The organism is Ruminococcus albus AD2013 (genome assembly GCF_000526775.1).
Lineage (GTDB): Bacteria > Bacillota > Clostridia > Oscillospirales > Ruminococcaceae > Hominimerdicola > Hominimerdicola alba_A.
Genome location: NZ_JAGS01000001.1, coordinates 3,760,334 through 3,782,101, shown reverse-complemented (window position 1 = coordinate 3,782,101; position 21,768 = coordinate 3,760,334). Strand labels below are relative to the sequence as shown.

19 protein-coding genes and 1 pseudogene are annotated in these 21,768 nt (G+C 39.0%); all 20 read right to left on the bottom strand.

Annotated elements, in window-relative coordinates:
- Positions 1-55 precede the first annotated feature (55 nt).
- Entirely contained in the window at positions 56-706 is a 651-nt protein-coding gene (locus N773_RS0117070; protein ID WP_024858907.1) for a tyrosine-type recombinase/integrase, read from the bottom strand.
- Positions 703-2,640: a tyrosine-type recombinase/integrase gene (locus N773_RS0117065; protein ID WP_024855856.1), complete on the bottom strand. Its 1,938-nt coding sequence runs from the start codon at positions 2,638-2,640 to the stop codon at positions 703-705. The genes N773_RS0117070 and N773_RS0117065 overlap by 4 nt, the downstream gene beginning before the upstream one ends.
- 96 nt (positions 2,641-2,736) lie before the next feature.
- Positions 2,737-2,955: an IS66 family insertion sequence element accessory protein TnpB gene (gene tnpB / locus N773_RS20520; RefSeq protein WP_080678369.1), complete on the bottom strand. Its 219-nt coding sequence runs from the start codon at positions 2,953-2,955 to the stop codon at positions 2,737-2,739.
- A complete protein-coding gene (gene tnpA / locus N773_RS21470; RefSeq protein ID WP_024855846.1) occupies positions 2,949-3,323 on the bottom strand; it encodes an IS66 family insertion sequence element accessory protein TnpA in 375 nt (124 codons plus the stop codon). Before tnpA ends, tnpB begins: the two co-directional genes overlap by 7 nt.
- Before the next feature lie 454 nt (positions 3,324-3,777).
- Positions 3,778-4,890, bottom strand: coding sequence for a hypothetical protein (locus N773_RS0117050; protein WP_024855845.1), 1,113 nt, complete (start codon positions 4,888-4,890; stop codon positions 3,778-3,780).
- Positions 4,887-5,360 (bottom strand): RNA polymerase sigma factor, encoded by a 474-nt coding sequence (locus N773_RS0117045; protein WP_024855844.1) that lies wholly within the window; start codon positions 5,358-5,360, stop codon positions 4,887-4,889. Before N773_RS0117045 ends, N773_RS0117050 begins: the two co-directional genes overlap by 4 nt.
- Before the next feature lie 309 nt (positions 5,361-5,669).
- Positions 5,670-5,858: pseudogene (locus tag N773_RS23525) on the bottom strand (BspA family leucine-rich repeat surface protein); the annotation flags it as partial.
- 103 nt (positions 5,859-5,961) lie between these two features.
- On the bottom strand, positions 5,962-6,291 hold the full coding sequence (locus N773_RS0117040) for an IS1096 element passenger TnpR family protein (RefSeq protein ID WP_196231655.1): 330 nt from the start codon (positions 6,289-6,291) through the stop codon (positions 5,962-5,964).
- Between the two features lie 222 nt (positions 6,292-6,513).
- Positions 6,514-7,677 carry an IS1096 element passenger TnpR family protein gene (locus N773_RS0117035; RefSeq protein ID WP_024858905.1) on the bottom strand — a complete coding sequence of 388 codons (1,164 nt, stop codon included), beginning with the start codon at positions 7,675-7,677 and terminating at the stop codon, positions 6,514-6,516.
- Between the two features lie 263 nt (positions 7,678-7,940).
- Positions 7,941-9,038 (bottom strand): nucleotidyltransferase domain-containing protein, encoded by a 1,098-nt coding sequence (locus tag N773_RS0117030; protein WP_024858904.1) that lies wholly within the window; start codon positions 9,036-9,038, stop codon positions 7,941-7,943.
- A gap of 54 nt (positions 9,039-9,092) precedes the next feature.
- Positions 9,093-9,761 carry a UDP-N-acetylglucosamine pyrophosphorylase gene (locus N773_RS0117025; protein ID WP_024858903.1) on the bottom strand — a complete coding sequence of 223 codons (669 nt, stop codon included), beginning with the start codon at positions 9,759-9,761 and terminating at the stop codon, positions 9,093-9,095.
- Between the two features lie 10 nt (positions 9,762-9,771).
- Positions 9,772-11,610, bottom strand: coding sequence for a glutamine--fructose-6-phosphate transaminase (isomerizing) (gene glmS / locus N773_RS0117020; protein ID WP_024858902.1), 1,839 nt, complete (start codon positions 11,608-11,610; stop codon positions 9,772-9,774).
- A 16-nt stretch (positions 11,611-11,626) separates the two neighbouring features.
- On the bottom strand, positions 11,627-12,742 hold the full coding sequence (gene aepY / locus N773_RS0117015; RefSeq protein WP_024858901.1) for a phosphonopyruvate decarboxylase: 1,116 nt from the start codon (positions 12,740-12,742) through the stop codon (positions 11,627-11,629).
- 5 nt (positions 12,743-12,747) lie between these two features.
- Entirely contained in the window at positions 12,748-14,175 is a 1,428-nt protein-coding gene (locus N773_RS0117010; protein ID WP_043538384.1) for a lipopolysaccharide biosynthesis protein, read from the bottom strand.
- A 3-nt stretch (positions 14,176-14,178) separates the two neighbouring features.
- A complete protein-coding gene (locus tag N773_RS0117005) occupies positions 14,179-15,297 on the bottom strand; it encodes a phosphonoacetaldehyde reductase (protein ID WP_347495433.1) in 1,119 nt (372 codons plus the stop codon).
- Positions 15,297-17,306 carry a phosphoenolpyruvate mutase gene (aepX, locus tag N773_RS0117000; RefSeq protein ID WP_024858896.1) on the bottom strand — a complete coding sequence of 670 codons (2,010 nt, stop codon included), beginning with the start codon at positions 17,304-17,306 and terminating at the stop codon, positions 15,297-15,299. Before aepX ends, N773_RS0117005 begins: the two co-directional genes overlap by 1 nt.
- Positions 17,303-18,487 (bottom strand): CDP-glycerol glycerophosphotransferase family protein, encoded by a 1,185-nt coding sequence (locus N773_RS20510; protein ID WP_043537901.1) that lies wholly within the window; start codon positions 18,485-18,487, stop codon positions 17,303-17,305. The genes aepX and N773_RS20510 overlap by 4 nt, the downstream gene beginning before the upstream one ends.
- Entirely contained in the window at positions 18,484-19,200 is a 717-nt protein-coding gene (locus tag N773_RS20505) for a glycosyltransferase family 32 protein (RefSeq protein WP_043537899.1), read from the bottom strand. The genes N773_RS20510 and N773_RS20505 overlap by 4 nt, the downstream gene beginning before the upstream one ends.
- A gap of 23 nt (positions 19,201-19,223) precedes the next feature.
- On the bottom strand, positions 19,224-20,429 hold the full coding sequence (locus tag N773_RS0116990) for an EpsG family protein (protein WP_024858898.1): 1,206 nt from the start codon (positions 20,427-20,429) through the stop codon (positions 19,224-19,226).
- 36 nt (positions 20,430-20,465) lie between these two features.
- Positions 20,466-21,650: a glycosyltransferase gene (locus tag N773_RS0116985; RefSeq protein WP_051454303.1), complete on the bottom strand. Its 1,185-nt coding sequence runs from the start codon at positions 21,648-21,650 to the stop codon at positions 20,466-20,468.
- Positions 21,651-21,768: the final 118 nt, after the last annotated feature.

Sequence of the window (21,768 nt, the reverse complement as noted above, 5' to 3'; positions counted from 1 at the left end):
CCAAAATTGCCTAAAGCGTATGGAAAGTGCACCACCGGAAAAATGCCTGGCGGGATCAAAGGACGGGAAAAACCCACTCAGTGTCCATTAGGCGTAGATTGTCACTGGTGTATTTTCTCATGACTTTCGTAAGATCCCCAGACATGAAAACCACCCTGTCCTTATGACCCTTTGCATTATAAATGGTAATGGAACCGTTCTTCCAGTTGATGTCATCAAGCCGGAGGCACACCGCCTCGCTTCTGCGCAGACCCGTTGCAAGAATCAGTCGAAAAATCACCCTGTAACCATACGCCATCCTTGTCACTTCCGTGGATTGCTTTTTGGGAACATACCCGTCAATCACACGGAAGAGATCAGCAACCTCTTCTGGTGACAGAACGTGGACAACAGGGCGGCTGTAACGTATAACATCTATAGGAACATATGAAATCTTGCCGAGGCCATTCATGTACAGAGTCAGCTGCCGTATCACAGATATCCGCCCAGCCTGGGATGACTTTCCCTCTGTCGGAAGCAGTCGCGTCCATCCTTCAAGAGATTCCATTGTCACGTCATCCGAATCCCCATTGGTCTCCAGCCAATACTTGTCAAAGCGTGCGAGTATATATGCCTCGTTGTCATACTTGAAGCCAAGTGACCTTTTTTGATCCAGTAACCCTTGTATGTATGGGGCCAGGACGCTCTTGAAAGCGATATTCATCATAACGCATCGCTCCCTTCCATTTCAAGGCGAAGATCCGCAAGGGAGAGCGGACATGCCGCCATGCGTTCATCGTCAAGGGAAAGGTAATGCTTCAGGCTTTCCGTGTCCCTGTGCCCGATTACATCTGCTATGCTTTCGGGACGAACTCCGTTTCTAAGCCTGTTTGTCGAAAATGTTTTTCGGGTGACGTGAAAACCTGATCCCCTTACATCGCGGTCAGGCAAAGCTCGCTTTAACGCACTGTAGCATATGTTTCGGCTCATGCCGCTAAACGGAGCCTTGAAATCAACGAATACATTTCTGCATACCGCCATTCTTGGACGTGCCATCTTCAGGTATCTGAAGATGGCATTGCCTACCGCCACTGGCATCGGTACCCATACATCAGCATCTGTCTTGTTCTGCCTGTACAGAATGGAACGGTTTTCCCAATCAATGTTCTCCAGCTTCAGGTTTGCAATATCGCTGCTGCGCATTCCCATTTCAAGTCCGAGCATTATGACTGCACTGTCGCGGATCTCAAGATCCGTATATGCATTGCCAACAAAAGTTTTGATCTCCTCGATCTCACTGGAAGTGAGTACTACCACAACGGTCTCCACTGGTGCCGCCGAGCAGCCAAGAGCCATATACAGCGATGGGTTTGCGTTGAGACCTTTACGATACAGGTACTTAAGGAACCGCTTCACCCGGTTGTTGCATGCATTTTTGCCCTCTGGGGTTCCATGGTGGTCTGCAAGGTTGAAATCAGCAAGATGACTTCCGTTAACATCGCCATACGATGACAGGCCCTCACCGATTATAAACCGGCAAAATCTGAGTATGGAGTAAATATCGTTTTTAACGGTGTTCTCATCCAGTTTCATCTTGCGGCGGCTCTCGGCAAAGTCAAGCAGTGGTGTCAAGCACCATTCTGGAATGTTATTTATGCCGTTGATTCCCCTCGGCAACTTCTTCTCGAAATGGACTGACCCGGATGTAACATAATCGGAAAACATGAACAGTATGTGCCGCGCTGTATTCCACGAACAGCCTTTGAACAGACGTTTTTTTACGCAGTCCGAATGAAGCCAAATGTCTGCCATGTCTGGGTCATACCACAGATTGTGGTAATCAAGGAACAGGTATAGCTGAAGAATTGCCCTTTTAGATGCTTCTGTATATTTCTGGACATAGCCTGCCTCTTGATGGAGTCTGATAAGTTCCAGGCCCTCAGACAAAAACCTTTCAGGCGACAACCGGACTTGTCCCTCAGAGCTATTCTTTATAAGCCTGGATTGTTCATCAGGTGGAAAATCGTCCAGGTTGACGGAACATTCCGTCTCCAATGCATATATTCTCAGATATAGACCGTAAGGAACCTTTCCCGATTCGGCCAGGAATTGCAGGAACTGGTGCAAAGTTGACTCTTCAATAACTCGGGAAATCCTTTTCAAGTGCGCAAGCTCCTCATGGTATGAATCTATGTCACCGTAGGTTATCTCAGATGGATCCATCCTTCCCTTGGATTGCATACACTTCAAGAACAATGAGCACCTTCGTTTGACATTTGCTATTTGCGATTCTGTAAAAACATTTTCGCGAGAACGCAGGAATCTTGTGATGTGGTTTTCAAAGTTGCTGTTAAGCGATAGCTTGGAGTAACTCTTCCTGGGTGATGCCTGGGCATTGATGATGCATCCGTGGATATATGCATCATCAAGTTTTGAAATGCAAGCCGCATTTTCTATACGGCTTTTAGGGAGCCATGCAGGCACCGGTAATGTGGATAACAGAGCTTTTCCGTATTCTGGTGAATAGGTTATATCCTTAGCCGCAAGATCGTCAGCCAGCAGAGTGTAAAACCGTTCATGATTTTTAACTGTGGATTGCGCATACCCCCTTTCTTTCAGAAAGTTTAAAACAATAGTAACATTTTTGCGATATTCGTTCATTGTGTATCACCTCCTGAGATAATGATACACCCAAATATTGTTATCCGAACATTTTTTTTCGGAATTTATCTTAAACAGCAGGAACACGCCTTATCTCTAATAAATGTTCGGATAACAAAAACCTGCGGATAAACCCTCCCACAATAGTGCTTTCAGTCGATCCCTGCGCCTTCCGCAGAACAGGAACAGGCTATCCGAGAATAAGTCGAGATCAAACTTCCGCTGTACGATAGCAGCAAGGCCATCAATAGATTTTCTCATATCCGTATGCCCGCACACGATGTAGATATTGGCAGCTGACAGTTCTTTCAGCATTGGCTCAGTCCCCGAAGCAATGCGAGCACAATATCTCCGGATATATTCTGAGGCAGCTCGATCTCGATGCCGTTCTTGCGCATCATTATCTTATCCTCACAACTGCATTTCTTCACTGCATTCGCGATAACCGAATTGCTCGCATCCGAAACAGCAGCGGAAACACTTACCGGAACGATACTCTGATTTTCGCTTTCTTCGATAAGCTCGGTTCTGATCACATTCAACCTTTTGTAGTAGGTACTGATATTGATGCCGTTCTCATTGCACCATTCTTCGACTTTCTTTCCGCTGCTCTGACATTCCTGTACCATTGCCGCCCATTCTTTGTGACGCACCTGCTTTTTTATCTCGCGTATTCTTCCCATGATATCTTACTCCTTTCAGGTTTCGATTTGCCTTCAGAGTAATTATATCATTCTTTGCTAACTTTGTCATTGGCTGGGGGTGGTTGGCGGTTACTCCTGATACTGCAAAAATGCAGTATTTGGATGACTTATGATTCTTTACGAAATATTTCACCAACTTAGTTTTTCTCGGACTTATTTTGGTCAGCTATCAAAAGGTAATTCCACTAATCAACCTGTAAAAAATGGACTAATGTGGTATAAATCTTCGATGGCTGACGTCCATTCCTGAGGTGGATCGCCGTTTTTTTCAAATACAGGGCAGCAAATATAAGCCTGACCCCATTTTGTTACTTGAGCCGATCCTCTGTACGGAGTATATCGCATACCGGAACGATGGTTATATAACGTTAATTTATCTTGACATAACATTGTTGGTGCGGCATTACCTTTATCACGTTCTTCATATTTATCCTTATTTAAGTATATATGTCTCTCCGCCTGCTGTAAGTGTGATATTTTCAGCACGTGTATAGTCAATGCCAGGGAAACTCATCCATGTTTTGCATTTTCCGGCTTCAACAGTTTCACTATCTGTGACATAAGTTTCATCATCAGCGAGACAATAGGAGTAGCCGATTTCCTTTGGAGAGTATTCAATGCCGTCAACTGTGAGGACGAATTGCCTTGCAAATTTTTGCCAGTCGACATTGAATTTATCCATTACGTTGTTATAATCTGTCTCGCCGCCTGCAAGATCTGTTTCAAGGAAATTAAAGTTGAATCCGAATGATGATTCGTATGAACCGTACTCTGCATATATCAGATCGTAGTCAACGTTTCCGCTGCTGAGGGTTATTCCGTTGTATAAATCGAAATAAGAATCCTTCAGTGCATGATCCGGAACTATGAATCTGTACTCCATATCCACATCATAGTCAAATTTCTGATTTACCGGATCACTTTCAAAGCTTATCTGCTTAACTGCTGCGATGACCTCCTCTTCGTTCACCATAAATGCTGAAGGACCGTCCAGGCAGACGTGATATAAATTGCTGACTTCGGGGTCTTTTTTTCCGTATGCGTCACACATTCCATATTCGTCAAGGTGATTATTATAATTGTTCTCGTCGAGGATATAGGCGAAAAGATGGATCCTGTCGTTCTTTGAAGCAAGGGTCTCGTCATTTACTGTGACATCAAAAATAATTTTAGGAGATATCTTGTCGCCTGTTACCGAATCAAGCGTGACTGTGAATATTCCGTCAGACTGTTCCTGACCGATATTGCAGTAATGTCCCTGATCGATGATCTCTGCTGTTGTTTCATCTTCACCGAAGAAACGGCTGAATGTCTCGCCAAACGGACCGATGCCGATAGCCGATACAGCTGTACCCGTTATTGCCAGGCAGGCAGCAGATGTTATAATGATCTTGCGTATTATACTTCTTTTGGTTGATTGTTTCATTGTGATATTCCTTTCTGTATTAGCAGATGTCTTTGCTTTTTCAAGCATTTCTGCTGGTGTTAAGTTGAAGTGTTTATCACATACGTCGTCCATTGCCTTTTTATAGCGATTTTCGTTCACAGCCAATCTTCCTTTCTGAGAGTTTTTTTTAGTTTGTCCCTGCCTCGTTTCAGCCTTGTCTTAACAGTAGCTTCCGGGAGTTCAAGGATATTTGCTATTTCGCTTATACTGTACTCTTCATAGTAAAACAGATGGATGGGTATTCTGTACTTTTCAGGAAGTTTCATGACCTCGCAAATGATCTCATCAAACTCAGGTTCTTCATCCGAGAGAAGATCATCGGGAATGGGAGAAGCAGAAATATGTTTTTGGTTTCGGAAATGATTGTTGCAGTTGTTTATGGCAACTCTGATAAGCCATGCCTTCATGTGCTCGTCTGAAAAAAAGTCACCGTCGTATGTGTATAGCTTTATAAAGGTATCCTGCGAAAGCTCAGAAGCATCATCGGTATTCCGCACATAACTGTATATGACGGAATATACCGTTTTTCTGAATTCTTCATATGCCCATAGGAATTTTTCTTCTGTCATTATAGATCTTCCTTTTTTGAAACGTTTCATAGGGTCTTTTCAGGACCTTTACACTCATAATACACATCTGCATCGGAAAAAGTTTCACTTTTTCAAAAAAATTTTCCGCGGCAAGATCTAACAACAGCAGTCGATATGGATCACTGTTTGATGAGCAGCTTTTTTCAGACTGAGTTCACCTGATAGCTGTAGGGATTCTTCTTTGGAACTTTTCGGCGTCATTATTTTATTCTACCGGATTTTTGGGCGTTAGTCGACTGCTCTTTCAATATAAACACATCAAAATATGTGTCGGATCTTATTCTTGTGTTACTTTATTGTAACGGTAACAGCATTCTTTATAGCATTAGCAGTATCCCATTTTCCGTTAACTCTTGCAGCGATCGCTACCTTGTAGGTCTTACCGGGTGTGAGATTTTTAGGAGAAGTGTAAACCGTTCCAGTGATATTCTGTGCCTGAACTCTCCACTTCCCTGCCAGATATACAGCAATTCCGTACAGACACAGAATATCACTGACACATTTTTTATATCTCCCAAGAATTTTACTTCAGGAAAAAGCTATAAAGTTGCTATTGCTGCAAGAGTTCACCATATATTCTTTAGAGCATATTCTCAGGTTTGCTCTTTCTTCCTGTCCAGCCAAGAAATCTCGCCCAGTTCAGCGTTTCTTCACGTTTCGGATTTGAGTGGTCATCGATTTCTTTCAGAAATTCGATAAAACCGTAAATTCCACCCACATCGTCACAAACGTTAAGGCCATCAGTTCCAATACAAACAGGCTTGTTTCCGATGTCTATCTTAACAAGCGTCTGTCTCAGTTCTTCACACACCTCAGAGTGTTTGCTGTCTTTGTATTTGTAGTTTTTGCGTGCATCATCGTATGTAAATACATCAACTCTTGACCAGCCGTCCTTTGCTTGATAATTCAAGAAGTTTATTCTGTCATAGATTTCTTCGCAGGTGATCTTCACGCACCAATCGTCACCGTAATCATAATGATAATATAATTCGCTAACGTTAGGGATAAGTTTTGGTCTAAGTTTAAAAAGATCATTTGATGCTATACTCCAGTATTTTTAAAGAAGCCTTATGTTCGGCAATAGCATCATCAGCAGTCATTCCGTAAGCGTTTTTTTATCTTGGATGGATTTTCAAAAACCTATCTCCATCAGATTGCAATAGCTCGTCCTCCATGTAAGAAGCTGCCGTACAGCTTCATTGAGTGCTTCTGCTTGCTTTTGGTTTGACGTAGTCAACTCTTCGATTTCTTCTGTATCAGCCATTGAACTGAGTATTCTTGCTTTCCATTCAGGAACTGAGAACGCATCATCCGAGCAGCTTATCATCAATTCATTGATACGCAGATTTTCAAGCAGATAGTTTGGATCTTGCTCATATATGGTTTCTCTGAGGGAACTATCTGCCTTAAGATCTATATGTTCGCCCAGCTTGCTGATCTTTCTCCTATTATCCGAATAAGTGTTACATACCGACAGATAATCATTATCGGTGTACTTATGTTTCAGCCAGGTCTTGAAGCTCTTATTCTGCATATAGTCATCATCGGCATAACTGTCATCAACATCTTCATCATGTAGATAAAACAGAGTTCCCACAAGTTCTGCCCACTGATTTGTTTTATTCTCTGTCAGCTTTTTAAATATGTCATCGGGCAGGCTGAAATTGTGAAGATGCGAGTTCTGCCAGCCAAACAGCTTCTGGATCATATAGTGCATTGAATGAAGGGTCATATTGCCCTGGACAAGAACTGTTCTGCTTATTGAGCTTTCAGCCTTAGCAAGTTTCAGAGCATCACTGTCCAGTTCCGGCTGCTTTGAATCCGAATCCACCAGTTCCAGTCTTAGCCGGAGAACACAGTTTTTGTTCTCCTCGCACTTGACGGGAATATTAAAGTTTGTAAAATCAGCTTTGATCTCAGGTATTTTCTCGATGCTTATTTCCGTACTATTCCCTCTTTTCATTCTTTGCGCGGCCAGCTTCATACGCTTTCTGTACTCGCTGCTCCATTCGGCATCATTTGAAGAAGAATTACCATATACTCCCCTGCTATAAGGAATATACGCCTGTACATTTTTCACTGTCATATGAAGCTTTTCGGCAATTTCCTCTGTCGAAAGCCCTTGTACATAAAGTTCACCTATCTCAAGACTACTCCTGCTGCACCAAAGACCTTCGGTGATAAGTATCCTCTGTACCTTAACTTTGGAAAGACCAGTTTCAGCAACAGTATCCTTTACCGACTCAGTTTCATTGTATATAGATATGACCTTTTGGTAGATGTCCCGCTCACTCATAGGTAGCACTCCTAATATTTATTTCAGCTGATGGGTATATTATAGCAAATAAGCAATTAGTTGTCAACCTAAACTTTCGTGTCTTTTAAAAGTGCATTTTGGAGTTTTGAATCCTAGTGCACTTTTATATCGCAAAATATTCTCATTAACGAAATGGCTGTTAAATCACCGTTCATTGCGTATTTTTTGTCCTTACGCCAATTTTCTGATTTATTGAAAGCCTGTCATTACCTCTCTTTACTTGTTTCTTTATACTTTTTATATTAACGTTTGAAGATATCCCTTTCATCAAAGTTCTGACTATACCATAGATCCAAGCAAAAGGAATTAGAAATGAGTGTTTTTGACAGGATTTCCATGTATGTCGTCCAATGCTTTGAAAATAACGAAAAAAAACCAAGTCTTCTTATATTGTACGCTGTAGACATGATTCTTTTATCAGTTTTCTTTTCTGATGAATTATTTGCCTTTCTACCAAAGTTACCAGTTTCGAATAAAACATTCAAATACTCTTCTAAAACACTTTTGGATTTCATTACCAAATTCAGATCATTAGGTAGACCAAAGTATTCGACACACATTTCTGTTGTATTCAATGCCAATTCGTCTAATCCGATACTTCTTGCAATAGGAATATATTTATTATCCCACAAATTACGATCCATGGCCTTATGAAGAAAAACTTCCCAATCTATGATTTGACGTAACCCAAGATCACAACCTCTCATATGCTGATTGATGTGCCCCAAAAGTACAAGTCCATTTTCTATATCCGGCAGCACCGGTATTTTATATCCGTCCAGTTCGCGATACTCTCGTTTATATATTCCTTGTTCAAGAATATCATCCATATCAAAACCTTCAGAACTAAAATGGTGATGTAATTCTATTATTATTCCGTTTTTCTTATATACGATATTTCGTTCATATGCTAACATATGACCATTCTCATCCTTGTTATGGACATAAATATATCCGTTACTTTCTAGTAATTCAACAGCCTCTTCAAATCTATCACGAGTGACAAGAATATCAATATCACCCATAGCTCGCAAATACGGCTTTGGATAATACTGCGCAGCAGCAGATCCTTTAAGAATAACACAAGGAATATCATTGGCATCAAGCAACTTTATGAGTTTATCCTGTTCAAACAGAATCCTCATATACGTTGCCTTACCCATTTCGACACTTACGTCCTTAACTGGAATAACAGGGCTAATTATCCCCAAAACAGTCTGAGCCTTAGCTTCTTTTACTACCTCATCCCAATCTGTATCAGCAGGAAAATTAGGCTCAATATCAAATAGTGAAGCTTTTATTGCTTCTAATAATGCAACTTGAGTCGTGGTCAATTTCATTTCAGCTTCACTCCTTGATGTTTTTGAAAAAGCACCCCGAAAGGTGCTTCATCGTTATTCCCTGTCTTCTTTATGAATGATCTCCCCATTATCCTTCCAAATAGAATCAGCAGGCACAACGCCCCTTACGCAAGAGGTCGGATAAACATTACTATGTCTACCAATGACAGTACCTGGATTGCAGACGGCATTACAGCCAACCTCAACATAGTCGCCTATCATCGCACCAAACTTCTTGATACCTGTCTCGACTTTCTCACTCCCGTCACGGACGATAACATTCTTTTTATCGGACTTCACATTTGATGTGATCGAGCCTGCACCCATGTGGCTGAAATAGCCGAGAATGCTGTCGCCAACATAATTGTAGTGCGGAGTCTGAACGTGGTCGAACAGAATAACATTCTTCAGTTCAACACTGTTACCCACAACACAGTCTGCACCTACAAGAGCAGAACCACGAATGAATGCACAATGACGTACTTCGGTATTCGGTCCGATGATGCATGGCGCACCAAGATAAGCAGTCGGGAAAACCTTTGCAGTCTTGTGTACCCAAACGCCTTCCTCTCGAAGCTCATATTCGTTAGGGTCTAAGGTTTTGCCGAGTTCAAGGATAAAATCCTTTATGCCACTGAGTGCTTCCCAGGGGTATGTAAATTTGCTAAGGTAGTCCTTAGCAAGTGTGTGATCAAGATCATAGAGATCGGAAATTGTGTACATAGCTTTCTCCTTATTCAACAGTAACGCTCTTTGCGAGATTTCTAGGCTTGTCAACGTCATAGCCCTTGCCGACAGAAACGTAATAACCCATCAGCTGCAACGGAATAACCGACAGACTTCCTGCGAACAGCGGATCCATCTTCGGGATATACACCGTGAAATCGGCGGTATCCTCCATCGCATAGTTGCCGTAGGTTGTCAGTCCCAGAACGTGTGCGCCACGACTCTTGACCTCAACCATGTTGCTGACAGTCTTCTCATACAACTCTGGCTGGGTCACAACGCTGATGACCACAGTTCCATCTTCGATAAGGCTGATAGGACCGTGTTTCAGCTCACCCGCAGCATACGCTTCAGAATGGATATAGCTGATCTCTTTCATTTTCAGGCTGCCCTCAAGGCTGATTGCATAGTCGATACCTCGACCGATGAAAAAAGCGTCCTTGATGCCGACCAGCTTGGTGGAGAACCACTGTATGCGCTCCTTATCTTCAAGAATACGGCTGATCTTTTCGGGAATGGTATTTATCTCATTGATAAGCTCGGCATATCTCTCGTCGGAGATTTCCTCTCTTGCCTTTGCAAACTGGAGAGCGAGCAGATAACCTGCAATAAGCTGTGTGCTATACGCCTTTGTTGTTGCAACGGATATTTCGGGACCTGCAAGAGTGTAGAATACATTATCCGCTTCTCTTGCGATAGACGAGCCCACAACATTCACGATACCAAGCGTTTTGATGCCCTGATCCTTGGCAGAGCGAAGTGCCGCTAGGCTATCGGCAGTTTCACCCGACTGGCTGATGATGATAACAAGACTGTTCTGTTTCAGTTTCATCTTTCTGTAACGGAACTCGCTTGCAAGCTCAACACGAACCGAAAGACTTGTCAGTTCCTCTATTACATACTGAGCCGCCATGCCGACATGGTACGCCGAGCCACAGGCAACAATGTATATCTGCTCGATATTTCGCATATCCTCGTCGGTCAAACCAACGCTTTCAAAGCTGATAACGCCGTCCTTGACAACGGAATTGATGGTGTCACGAATGACCTTCGGCTGTTCATGAATTTCTTTCAGCATGAAATGCTCATATCCGCCCTTTTCGGCAGACTCGGCATCCCATTTGATTTCTTTCAATGGCTTTGTGATTTCTTCTTGATCTATGTTATAGAAAGTAGCCTTTCCTTTTTCGAGCTTTGCTATCTCGTTATTGCCAATATAGTACACATTACGGGTGTATTTCAGAATTGCCGGAACATCAGAAGCTACATAAGTTTCACCATCGGCAATACCGATTATCATCGGGCTGTCTTTACGAGCGGTGTAGATCTCGTCGGGATATTCTTTGAACATAACACACAATGCATAAGAGCCGCGTATACGTAGCATAGCACGAACGATAGAATCCACGGGACCCTCGTTGTACTTCTTGTAATAGTAGTCGATCAGCTTGACAGCAACTTCGGTATCGGTCTGCGAATTGAAGGTGTAGCCTTTCTTTGTGAGTTTTTCACGCAGTTCCTGATAATTCTCGATGATACCATTATGCACGGCAATTACATTCTCGTCATCGGAAGCGTGAGGGTGAGCATTGAGCGCAGACGGCTCTCCGTGAGTCGCCCATCTAGTATGTCCTATACCGCAGCAACCTTTGACTGCATTGCCGTTGTCGGTCATCTCCGCAAGCACACGCAGCTTGCCCTTTTCCTTTAAGATCTCAGTTTCATTCACACCGTCACGAACAGCGATACCCGCCGAATCATAGCCTCTGTATTCGAGCTTTGCCAGCCCGTCAAGAAGTATGGGAGCTGCCTGTTTTGTTCCGGTGAAGCCTACTATGCCGCACATAGATAAATCTCCAACATTAAATAATATATTCCATAAAATTCTGCTTATTCTCAATAGCTGTAGTAGTAGGTCTCCCAAGATCATCTCTCGCACCAATACTACACTTTACTTCAATAAGAGAAAGCTCATTTCGGGCCTTAACTGCTTCAAGCTCTCTGTCAAGCGTTTCAAAACTATCAACACAAACCGCATTCGGATACCCGCAAGCTTTTGCCACGCCAACAACATCTATCTGCCCAGCAACCGTAGGCATTCCACCAACAGTTTCATGTGCAGAGTTGTTTATTACGATGTGAACCATATTTGCGGGCTTATTTGCACCAAGAACAGCCATGCTGCCCATGTGCATCAGCACAGCTCCATCACCATCAATGCACCAAACCTTACTATCAGGCTTGTTTATCGCTACGCCAAACGCTATTGAGGAGCTGTGACCCATGCTGCCAACCGTTAGAAAATCATACTTGTGGCTCTGTCCATTTGCCTCTCTTATCTCGAAAAGCTCACGACTTGCTTTACCTGTAGTCGAAACGATTGGATCTTCACCACTTATCCTAACGATATGACGGATTATCTCCTCACGTACCATGGTATTATCGTTTTTGTACTCGACCATCGGAGCGTCTGTCAGCGCACCCTTACGAATGACGAAAGCAACCTGCTTTCCATTTACAAGTATAGCCTTGAAGTTTTCCATTGCAGCTTTGACTTCATCATCAGTTGTATCTTTGCCAATGATGAATGTCTCAATATCCATATCCTCAAGCAGCTTAACAGTTACTTCACCCTGATAGATATGCTGGGGCTCGTCATGAATGCCAGGCTCGCCACGCCAGCCTACAATGAATATCATCGGGATAGCGTAAACCTTATCATTCAATAAACTAGCAACCGGATTGATAATATTCCCCTCACCGCTGTTCTGCATATAAACGACAGGAACTTTTCCTGTTGCAAGATGATAACCAGCAGCCAAAGCAGTACAATTACCTTCATTTGCAGCTATAATATGGTGGCTCTGATCTATTCCATATGTATACATTAGATAATTACAAAGCGCTTTTAATTGGCTATCTGGAACACCCGTGTAAAAATCTGCGCCGATAATGTTAACTAAGTTTTCAACCTTCATAATGATTATCCTTTCTTTAACCCCTTAAATAATGAGATCATTTTTTTGCTATTTAGAATTCCAACAATCAGTAAAACTATAACAACAACATAACGAATTATCACATAATCATACGTTAGATTACTAAATATCGAAATTATTGTCAAAAAAACAGACATACCAACAATTATTCTCATATCATAAATGCTTTCGCCTACTACGTATCTCATTGCAAAATAGTCAATAAGCGCCTGAACAAAATAGCAGAAAATCGTAGTATATCCAGCTGCAATGTACCCGTACTGCTTTATAAATATGAAATTCAAAACAACATTGAGTACAGTTGCAACAAAACTCCCAATCATTACAAATTTGGGCTTTTTATAATAATATAGTACATTTGCATAAATATAATAATGTACTTGGAAAAACACGCCTCCAACAATAGGAGGGATTACATAAATTGCTTCTTTATATTCTTTAGATGCCATAATAGCAACTACTTCTGGTGCTAGCAAAATAATGAAAATACAAGCAGCTCCAAAAACTATTAAGATAGGTATTGTTACGTTTGAAATAGCCTTATAGTCTTTTATCTTGCATTTTTCATAAGTGAATGGTATCAAAGATGAATTAGCGGCCGTCCAGATAATGATTGCAACGGAAGCAACTGAATATGCAACACTATAATATGCTGTAGCCGTATCATTTATAATATTTGAAATCATTATCTTATCAGCACTTCCCAATAAATAAGTTGATAGATAATGCGGTATTAAAGGCAAATTAAAAAGCAATGCCGCCATCCAATACTTTGTTATAATCTTTCCTTTTGCTTTGATAATAAGATGAACATAGAATCCAATATATATCAGTAAAAGAGCAATTTCTGCGCCAAATATTCGAGCATATAATCTGTGTTCAGGAAATAATAAAATACAAATAATCGCTATTAATGGAGAACAGAAAGCAGATATTAAAGACCATAATACAGAAAATTTATATTTTAGTTCATAGCGTTGTTTTGCCATCCAAAAATTATAGGCTGGCTGAAATAAAAAAATCAAACACATCAAAACCAATAATGAAAATGACATTTTTAAGTATTGACTTATCAATGGATATATGCAAAGAATAATTCCCGAGAAGCACACCGTAATGATGTTTGATAAAACAAGCATTGACAACGAATATTCATCTCTTTTTTCTGGGTAATCAATCATACCATTATTAAAAACTCCATATGATAAACAATACATAGCAATAATTCCAAATACTTGCAGCCACGTTAAGAATACAGAAGTCTGTCCATATTGTTCTGTTGATAATAACCTTGTATAAAGTGGCGTAGTAATATAGCCTATACCCTTTGTAATGATATTTGCTATAAAGAAGGCGATAGATGCCTTAACCCCTTGTGGCAGCCCTCTAACTTTATTGATGTACGTATTCATCAATCACTTCACTTCCAAAATATTACGATATAATTTCTCGATGACATTTAATGATAAAGAAACCGGATTGTTCTTCAACCGTACAAGGTTAACCGATGTTTTCAGCACTTCGATATCGATTTCCGATTTTATCTGCGGTGGAGCAAATTCCAGCCTGTCCACAATACCTGCGAACTTTTCAGCGGCTAACACAACTGAGTCAGAGTCCGTTGCCTCAGCAATCTCTGCAAAAGTGTCTTTCAGATACTGAACACCACGCTTATCAATGCACTTGTCAGCATTAGCAATCATGTACGGGAACAGCACCTTGTCACACAGAGCAGCAGCATGACCATGAGCAATACCGAAAAGACTAGTCAGCTTATAGCACATGGCGTGTCCTGCGGTGGTCTGTGTAATGTTGATCGCCTTACCAGCGATGTTTGCAGCTTTGAGCATATTGGCATTAGCCGTTTCATCATTAGCAAGATAGCTATCTATATTCGCAAGAATAAGCTGAATTGCTTCCTTTGAGTACTGCTTGCTCTCATCGGTGCTGTTTACCGACCAAAAGCTCTCTATCGCATGACAGAAAGCATCCATCATTGTTGCTTTCTTCTGATACATAGGCAGAGTTTTCAGCACGCTTGGATCGAACAGAACTGTACTCGGTATACAGCTTTCACTTGTTACACTTTGCTTTTCGCCATTGTAGTAAATTACAGCATAACGTGTAGCTTCGCTGCCGGTGCCTGCCGTAGTCGGTACGGCAAACAAAGTAATATCATTAGGAACTATCTCCTGTTTCAGATAGTTCTTGCTGCTGTCCATATTGGAATAGAGCTTTATGCACTTGGCAACGTCGATCGCCGAACCGCCGCCAACAACAGCGATAAGTTCACAGTTTTCATTATGAAAAAGCTCAACGCCATTTACAACGCTCTCGTATTTCGGATTAGGTTCAAAATCGCTGAAACGAATAACCTTAATGCTAAGTCTTTCTTCAAGCGTATTGAAATAATCATTAAGCTTCAGAAAACCGATAGAGTTATCGCAGACAAGCAGTATCTTTTTTGTACCAGTGCTCTTGAAATATTCGTCAAGCTCAGTGTAATTCTCACTTGCTGTTAGTATATTCTGCATCATACATCCTCCGGGATAAGTCTGATGATCTCCTTGAACGGCATACAGATATCATCGCATTCTTTAGCACGGTGATGTTCAAGTATCATCTTTGCGGCATTCTGCATAGCGGGGAAACCTGTTCTTGTGAGCTGATTTGCATAGATAACAATATTTACGCCACGCTCTTTGAATTCTTCCTCGGTAACAGTGTTGAACGAAGTCGGAACAACAACGATAGGCGTTGTTCTGTCCTTTGCTCTGAACTTCTCAACGAACTCAAAAATCTCAGCAGGGTCTTTTTTACGGCTGTGTATCATGATAGCGTCTGCGCCTGCATCTGCAAATGCAAAAGCTCTTTCAAGTGCGTCGTTCATGCCCTGTTCAAGTATAAGGCTCTCGATTCTTGCACAGATCATGAAGTCCTTCGTTTTCTGTGCTTTCTTGCCAGCCTTTATCTTCTCACAGAAATCGGGGATAGCTGCCTGCGTCTGCTGAACTTCTGTACCAAACAGACTGTTCTTCTTAAGACCGGTTTTGTCCTCGATTATGACCATTGAAACGCCCATACGTTCCAAAGTTCTTACCGTATATACAAAATGTTCTGTCAGTCCGCCTGTATCACCATCGAAGATAATAGGCTTTGTAGTAACTTCCATAATATCGTCAATAGTGCGGAAACGGCTAGTCATATCAACAAGCTCTATATCGGGCTTACCCTTAGCAGTAGAATCGCAAAGGGAACTTACCCACATAGCGTCGAACTGTCTCGCACCGCCGTTCTCATACACAACGGTATCCTCAACAATAAGCCCCGTAAGACCGCTATGCGCTTCCATAGCAGTAATAGTGCCTTTCATGGCAAGAGCCTTGCGAAGTCTGCTTCTTCTCATGTCGGGAGTGGAAAGCTCGGAGCGAGAGCGGTTCTCCAGTTCCTTATACTTTTCATCGGTAGAATAAGGATACTCGACAAGTTTTCCACCGTATGAAGCGAGAACAGATGTCACTTCATCACGGATAGGCTTCTGAAAACCGCTTACCCAGTCATCTCCATGAACAACAATGTCGGGCTTGTACTTTTCAAGATTTTCCTTATAGCTGAGATTTTTTTGCTCTACAACATTATGTACGCCAGCAATGTTTTCAAACATTGTCTTACGCTCTTCAAAAGGCAGCATCGGGAATCGCTTGTAGCTTACAACAGCCTCATCGGAAAGAACGCCAATAGTCAACTTGCCAAGACGTGCAGCCTTTTTGATGATAGCAATATGACCGCTGTGGATAACGTCCGTCGAGAAGCACATATATACACTTCTATTTTCGATCTCTTTGAGCTTAGCAGAAACAACAGCGAGATCTTCGGGATTGTCGATCTCAGAACAAAGTCTGTTTTCAACGTCCAGAGCTGAGATGTTTGCCGCACCATTCAGCTCGTTGAGAGCGTTCTCAGCGTAAACCTTTGTATTTCCTGCTTCACAGAACTCGACTATCTTGTCAAGCCATACCTTCCAGTCATCTCTGTTCAGCTTATACAGAGCCTGCGCTTCCATAGCTTCATTGAAGATATCCACGCCGACTTTCATGACTTTTCCATCAACAACTTGAGCCTTGAAATCCTTCTCAGGCAAAGGAAGAGTAGAGCTTACGGTCATGCAGCTTTTTTCGTTTGCGACAACATCATCAAATACAGTATTCTCGAATACAAGATCTCCGTGCATGAGTATAATGTCATCATCAAGATACTCACGAGCGCAGTAGATTGAATATATGTAGTTCGTTTTGTCATAGACAGGGTTATTTACAAATGTGAAGTGCAGTGGTAGATCAAGCGAGTTACAGTAGTTTACAAGCACTTCGTCGAAATAACCTGTTGTCATAACCACTTCTGTAATTCCTGCTGCTGCTATCTGTTTGAGTTGTCTACTAAGTATTGTTTCAGTTACAGAAACCTCGGTCATACATTTTGGGTGTTCAGAAGTCAAGACACCCATTCGAGTGCCAAGTCCAGAGTTTAAAATTATAGCTTTCATAGATACTTTTTCCAATCCTTTCTACCATGATACATAAAATCAATTATCATGTCAGAAACCTTATCTGATGCTTTTCCTGACTCAACATTTCCGATTTGTTTTAAAAAAGCATTTATTCGTTGTTTATATTCATCATAATTAAAATGTTCAAGACAATCAATCAGTTCGTTAGATGAATAAGCTTTTGGAAATGGTAATTCATCATAATCATAATAAAAACCACGTTCAACGTTTTCGTAGTGATTACGATCAGGAGCAAACAAAAAGCAAGGTTTACCAGTTAATGCAAAATCATACATTGAGCCAGAGTAATCTGTAATTAGAATATCTATACACGCAAGATACTCTGCCATATCTTCTCCTATATTACCATTAACGAATCTATCTCCAAATTTATCAGTCCATTTTTTTACGTCAATCGCATCTAATACTTCATTATGCACACGAAAAACAAAGCACCATTCATCTCCAAATTGAATATGTAACGTTTCAAATAATATATCAAAATTGATGCTTTTCATCTGGTTAATGCCGCTTTCTTCAACTGAATTTCTAAAAGTTGGCGCAAACAGTACAATTTTTTTATCTATGGGTAATCTTAGTTTTTGTTTGATTTTATCAATGTTTAATGATTGATTAATCAATACATCATTTCGCGGAGTTCCAATTAAAAGAACAGGATAATCATCACAAAATGCTTGATTTAAGATTTGAGCAGTGTATTTGCATCCCGCCAAAATGAAATCAGATACTCTACCAATGCTGTCTTTTTTTGTTTTCCCTGGTTCATCCCTAAAAATTTTTTTGATAGGTGTTCCATGCCAAGTAGAAATGTTCAATCTGTTCTTTCTTCTCATCATCCATGACAAATCAATTGCCGAAGCGATTTTTCCGTTAATTCCAAAGTAATTATCTACTACTACTTGTGATCGTGAAAGATATTTAATGTAATCAGGTGAATCAAAATGCACCACTTTCACATACTCTGGAACCACATGTTCATCTGAATTCAATACCCAAATTATACGAATTGTGTCATCTTTTTCATGTAATGACTCCGAAATATATCTGGGATTATCATTATACATACCTTGAAAACTGCGAAATAAAACTGTATATGGATATATAGGAAAAAAGCGAAATATTATTTTATTAATTCGTCTTTTTATATCTTGAATCATTTTACTAAACGCCTCATCTTCCTAATTCTTTCGGCAAATTTCACTCCAAACAACCTACTTATCGTTCGATATATTTTCGCTCTTAATCTAGTATTACTATCAACCCAACTTGCTGCATAATGATGAATAGAAATAGTATTAGCAGAAATATTAATTTTACCAGTGCCGATTTCTGTTGGATTAAAGTATTCTGATGGATAAATTGTTGTATTCTCGATCAATTGCAATTGGTTATTTAATTTCAATCCATATTCACGTAAGATGCCTGTTTCTCTTTCACAAACAGTAACTAAATTATAAGTGCCATCGTCGTTTAGAAAACAATCATTTTGATAAGAATCCAGCATTTTTTTACAAATTGAATCACCTTTATTTGCACCTCTTACTAGGCCGCTATTAACTTGTTGTGGACTTTCAAAACCAACAAAAGCATCACTGAGATTATCAAGACTTTTTAATAATTCAACATCTGTATCTAGATAGATCCCACCATAATGAAATAAAACATAGAATCTACAATAATCTGAAACAAAAGCCCATTTCTTTGCTTCATAAGCTTCTCTGACATAATTGCAACAATTTATATCAAAATTATCTTCATTCCATTCTATTATATTATAATTAGGACATTTATTTTTCCAACTATCTATACATTTTATAATTAAATTTGGTTTTGGGTTTCTCCCGAACCAACAGTAATGAATTGTATTCATATACAATACTTTTCCTTTCAAATCTAACAAAAGATACTTTTATAATTATTTAGATTATTCCAAATATAATTATTGTTAAAAATCGTATGCATTAAAAATACATATGGAATAATAGTCACTACAATAGACAGGATTCTTCCGTCATTTCCATTTCTGATTATTTTATTTTTAAGTATAAAAGACATTAGTAGAATGATTCCGCAATTTGTATAATAGACTATTCTTCCTAAATCTGTCCACATTGAACCTATACTAACAGATATAGTTAATAAAATCAAAACTAAGTATAATCTATACTCTTTTTTAGTTTGAGTATCTTCTTCTTGTATTACAGGGATATAGAATATTCCTATAATCAAAAAAGGTAGTTTATCAACAAATGAAAAAAGCGAATTTGTAGATTTATTAACTGCTAAAGCATATCCTTCATACCTAACTCCAAGGGTGGGCGCTAAATATTTTGAAACAATAACTAGAATAATTGGTATTATAACCAACAAAATTACAGATAATAACTTAATATGCCTATAGAAAAATCCATCATTAATAAGTAGCAACAATAACGAAAACATTACTAACGACGAATAATGAAACAAAGATGCAATCAACACACAGGCAATATAACGTTTCATATCATTTTTTAATATATATTTCAATCCAAAAAAAATAATTGAGACTGAGAAAAAGATTCTTACCAATCCTGCTGACATAATAAAATAATACAATGTCATGTAAAAATACAATAATGCGACTGATAATTCTAATTCATTTCTCTTTTTCCAAAACGTAATTTGAAATAATAATATAGGAATAAAAGAAAAAATAAACTGACATACATTGTAATTCCCGTTGGATAAATGAAATATTATATAATTAGAGATTTTATAACCAATCTCCATTTCACTATATGATAAAAACTCTTGTAAACTTGAATTAGCTGCTTTTTCAAAATATAGTTTATATGTAATATCATCAATGCCCGTTTGATTTCTAAAACAGAACACATAAGAAATCAAAAATGTAGAAATTAGCCAAAAAAAGCCACTTACAATTCTATTACTACAAAAAGTTGCTGCTTTTAAAAAACAACTACTCCCAGCTATAAGCAACATATACATCATAAAAAAGTTTCTACCATCGTTTTTAAATAATAAAATGCAGATAAACGTGCAACTGATAATTGATAAAAAAATGATTATATCAATTATATCTATTTTATTTTTTATCATGAGATTATTCCTAACTTTTAATCTATCTTATTACTTTTAACTACGTAACAAATTCTTTTTTATCATTGTATAAAAATCAAATCTTTTACTTTGTAACACATCTCTTCTATACTTTAAAGCACATGAGAAACTTGTTTTAGAATATTTAATTTGTTCATCTATAGAAAGATTTGATATTTTGTTTGCAATTGTTTCGGGAATATTACTATGAATACTATATACACATTCTTTTGGTAATAATTCAGGTATTCCACCAACAGATGAACCTATGCATGTTAATGCTCTGCTTTGAGCTTCTAGTAAAGATCTTGGCAATCCTTCGGTTAAGCTTGGCTGCAAATAAATATCTATTGAATCCAACCAATCAAATACTTCTTTATGAGATTTTCCACCAAGGAACTTTACTTGTTTTGCAACACCACATGATTCTGCTATTTTTTTTAATCTAGAATTATCGCCAGTACCAACAAGTTGGTATTCAATATTCGATATACCTTTATTTTTCAATACTGCCAAAGCTTTTATAACATATTCCTGTCCTTTATATCTTACATCAATCGCACCTGTTGTTCCGAGAATTATTTTATTTTGATTTTTTATATGTTCAATTCTTTTTTCCAATATAGTATTATTCATATCTTGTAATTCAACATCAGAACAGCCTAAAGCTTTCCCTTTAGTTGGATATCTTTTTTGTAAAAACTGATTTGTAACATAATGAACATAATTACTTTTATATACCTTATTCTTAGTTAACATAGTTACTGGAATAGATAACAATTTTCCTTTTAAACTATGATTCCACAATGAATCCCAAGGACAACCTACTAATTCTATTAAATATGGTTTCCCTCTTTTTCTACATTCCGTAATAGCAACATTTCCTATATTGCTAGGTAGCCTTATGATTGCAAAATCCACTTTCTCTATGACTTTTTGTATTATTCTCTTTGCTTTACTATATTTTAATAATCCACTAATAGAAGAAAGATTTGGAGACTTAGTAACATGGTAATTGGGCAAATCAATTTTAGTATACCTATTCTCATCACCTATAAATTTATTTGAAACTCGAACACAAATTTCAATTTTATTACCTAGTTCATAGTATCGCTGAAACATTTGTGTTGTCATTGAAACGCCAAAATATTCGCCAATATTATTTTTGAATAAAGTTCCATCATAAAAGAAACCAATATTATCAAATTTTTTTGTTTCCACCCTAAAATCTCCTTATTATACAAAGTAGTGACTTTTATATATTATATTAAAGCAAATAAGTCGTAATAGTATTTAATATTGATCTATTATTATGTATTACGAAACCGATAGAGTTATC